Origin of the sequence: Coprobacillus cateniformis (assembly GCF_009767585.1) — a bacterium.
GTDB lineage: Bacteria > Bacillota_I > Bacilli_A > Erysipelotrichales > Coprobacillaceae > Coprobacillus > Coprobacillus cateniformis.
This window is the reverse complement of record NZ_WSNW01000007.1, coordinates 1-3,377: the sequence shown is the minus strand read 5'-3', so window position 1 is coordinate 3,377 and position 3,377 is coordinate 1. Positions and strand designations below refer to the sequence as shown.

General features: G+C 29.7%; 4 protein-coding genes. 2 read left to right on the top strand and 2 right to left on the bottom strand.

Annotation, left to right across the window (positions count from 1 at the left end):
* Positions 1–57: 57 nt before the first annotated feature.
* Positions 58–987, bottom strand: a complete 930-nt coding sequence (locus GQF29_RS18015) for a hypothetical protein (RefSeq protein ID WP_008787475.1) — start codon at positions 985–987, stop codon at positions 58–60.
* Positions 988–1,136: 149 nt separating this feature from the next.
* Here GQF29_RS18015 and GQF29_RS18010 point away from each other — a divergent pair, with 149 nt between their 5' ends.
* Together GQF29_RS18010 and GQF29_RS18005 are read left to right on the top strand one after the other, a co-directional pair.
* On the top strand, positions 1,137–1,313 hold the full coding sequence (locus GQF29_RS18010; protein WP_008787474.1) for a LacI family DNA-binding transcriptional regulator: 177 nt from the start codon (positions 1,137–1,139) through the stop codon (positions 1,311–1,313).
* 20 nt (positions 1,314–1,333) lie between these two features.
* Entirely contained in the window at positions 1,334–2,146 is an 813-nt protein-coding gene (locus tag GQF29_RS18005) for a substrate-binding domain-containing protein (protein ID WP_008787473.1), read from the top strand.
* 197 nt (positions 2,147–2,343) lie between these two features.
* Here GQF29_RS18005 and cysK read toward each other — a convergent pair whose 3' ends face one another.
* The gene (cysK, locus tag GQF29_RS18000) at positions 2,344–3,270 is read right to left on the bottom strand and encodes a cysteine synthase A (RefSeq protein WP_008787472.1); all 927 of its coding nucleotides are present in this window, start codon (positions 3,268–3,270) and stop codon (positions 2,344–2,346) included.
* Positions 3,271–3,377: the final 107 nt, after the last annotated feature.

Genomic DNA, 3,377 nt, shown 5'->3' with positions numbered 1-3,377 from the left:
TTTTACATCTTGGTTATTCTTACTCTTTTACTTACAAAGATACGAAAAAAGGAATCCCTATTTTTCAATAGTTATTCCTTTATCCTCCACTCTTGACACAGAGCCAGAATAATACAAAATACATCCTGTTCCAACCGCTGCATCTGGTTGATGCCATCCCTTAACAGCTTCCATATTCTCAAAATCAAAACATTGAATATTAAACAAATCATCTGGATATTTTTGTTTTAAAACATCAACCATATCAATCATACGATCTGCAACTGTTTCTTGTAATTTCAATACTTCTTCAGGTTTCCAATCCGGATTTAAGTAAGCTAATCGATAAAAATTCTGATTAGCAATTAATAAATACCAAAAATCTCCATAAGCATTAGAAACATTTTCCATATTCTGAAGTTTACTTTCAGATCCATTTGGAACATTAGTAAATACATTTCCCTTATCACCATTCCAAAAATATTTCAAAGCATTATCAAGATACGTATTAATTTCATAACCACCTTCTATTGTTGTTTTTCCTTTTAATTCCTTAGGTAATTCTTTATTCATATTAATACCTAATAATGATGCAACAATTAAAGCACTTGTTACAGAAATAGATTCTTGATCATCTTCACCATCATGTTTCTCTGTACTTCTTAATGGTCTATCTTCACCATAGAATGCTGGAATCATATACCCACCATATTTATCATCTCGATAAATTGTTGAGAATGTTCTTCCTTCTTTTACTGAAAATTCAGTTTTTTTATCAAAATTCGTTGCTGTATAATCAAATACAAAATCATTTAAATCTTTCCCTCTTTTTGCCCAATCAAGAATTTTATAATGACTTGATATATTTGGCATATTTTCTACAACTTCTAATGATCTTTGCTTTAAATTTCTTCCTGTTAATTCCTCGCTAGCATGGACTCGATTGAATTGAGACATAATCATCAAACACGACAAAGATAAGACTAATAATTTTTTACCTATTTTCATTTCAAATGCACCCCTTTCCTTAATACTATTATTTCAATATTCTTGACTTCAAACAATTCCCATTTACTTGAAAAACGAATTCTTTTACTTGAAACTTATAGTTGAAAATAAAAATAGATGCTATAATCTTGATAAAAGAGGTGAAAATAATGTCGAAAAATACCACTATGCAAGATATTGCCCATAAACTCAACATTTCTATTAATGCCGTTTCTATAGCATTAAATGATAAAGAAGGTGTTTCTCATGAATTAAGAATGCAAATTTTAGAAGCTGCCTCTGAAATGAATTATACTTTAAAAAACTCAATATTAAAGAGACTTTAAAGAATAAAACATTAGTTATTATGATTGAAAATAAGAAAAAGAATGATAAACATTATTATTTAGATTTACTTCACCATATGACAAACGAAGCACGTATTTTTGGTTATCGTATTTTAACTGAGTATTATGATTTTGCTCATTTTAATGTCCCTGAATGTGTGAGTGAACATCATGTGGCAGGCGTTATACTTCTAAGTGATGAAATGATTTATTCATTACATTTATATATTAAAGAAATTATTTGTGTGAATCATTCTATCCCTTATTTTAATATAGATACTGTTATCACAAATAATTTTTTAGGTGGATATATAAGTTGTGATTATCTTATTAAAAAGGGATATAAACAAATTGGATTTGTAGGCGAAGTTGAAAGTTCCAAGAACTTTAAAGAAAGATATCAAGGTTATCGACAATGTATGATTAATCACTTCCCTCCTCAAAAACATGAATTGATTTGTTTAACAAAGGGCATTGAAAAAGCAGTTTTAAATGATGATTATCGCTATATTCAAAAAATGTTATTAACATATCGAAAAATGCCTGAAGCTTTTGTTTGTGTTAATGACCGCAATGCAGCAATTGTTATCAATGCACTACAATATAATGGTTATAAAGTTCCACAAGATATTAAAGTTATTGGATTTGATAACATGCAATTTTGTCAATCTATGACACCAACACTTTCAACACTTGAAGTAAGTCGTTATGAAATTGCTAAAAAAGTTATTCGTAGAATTCATGAAATGCAACATGAAGTCACAATCCCAGAAACTATTATGCTATCCCCTCAAATTATTGAAAGACAATCAACGATTTCAACAAAGCTATAATCATGACTTTAACTAAGTATGTAATTACAAATACCCATTTGATGAGTATTTACAATTTATTTACCCATAACATGAGTAATTAAGTTATCGATAAATATGAACAATATCATAATATTTCATTGAAATAAGATAAAAGTCTCTTTCACATTATACTGAAAAGAGATTTTCTTATCTTTATACTATATTAAACGAAATATTTATTGGAACATTGGGGTAGATAAATAACGATCACCTATATCAGGTAATATGACAACAATATTTTTACCCTTGTTTTCTAATCTTTGTGCAACCTGAATAGCTGCATAAACTGCTGCTCCAGAAGATATTCCCACTAATATACCTTCATTATGTCCTATTTCTTTTCCTAACTGAAAAGCATCTTCATTAGAAACAGTTATAATTTCATCATAAATTTTTGTATTAAGCACTTGTGGAATAAATCCTGCACCAATTCCTTGAATCTTATGGCTACCTGCTTTCCCTGTGGATAAAATGGCAGAATCTTTTGGCTCAACTGCAATCACTTGGATATCTGGATTTTTGGATTTTAAATATTCACCAACACCACTAATTGTCCCACCTGTTCCAATACCAGCTACTAATATATCTACCTGACCATCAGTATCTTCCCATATCTCTGGACCAGTTGTTAAAGTATGGACTTGGGGATTAGCTGGATTTTCAAATTGACTAGGAATAAAACTATTCATAAGTTTTTCACTGAGTTCTTTTGCTTTTGCAATAGCGCCCTTCATCCCTTTAGCACCTTCAGTTAAAACAAGTTCAGCTCCATATGCTTTCATTAGTTGTCGTCTTTCAATACTCATTGTTTCAGGCATGACAATAATAACGTGATATCCTCTGGCTGAAGCAACCGAAGCAAGCCCAATACCAGTATTTCCAGAAGTTGGTTCAATAATAACAGTGTCTTTATTTATCAATCCTTTTGCTTCTGCATCATCAATCATTGCTTTTGCAATTCTATCCTTAACACTCCCAGCAGGATTAAAATATTCTAATTTTGCAATAATATTTGTTTCTAAGTGATATTTCTTTTCAATATTTGATAATTCTAATAATGGTGTTTTGCCAATCAATTGATCAGCTGATTTATATATATTCATAACTATTCTCCTCGTATAATATATTTTGTAAAGATGACTAGTCATCTTTACAAGTTTATTTCAATATTGGATTTTCCTAAGTTATAATAGAGTTACTAGTCACTCTA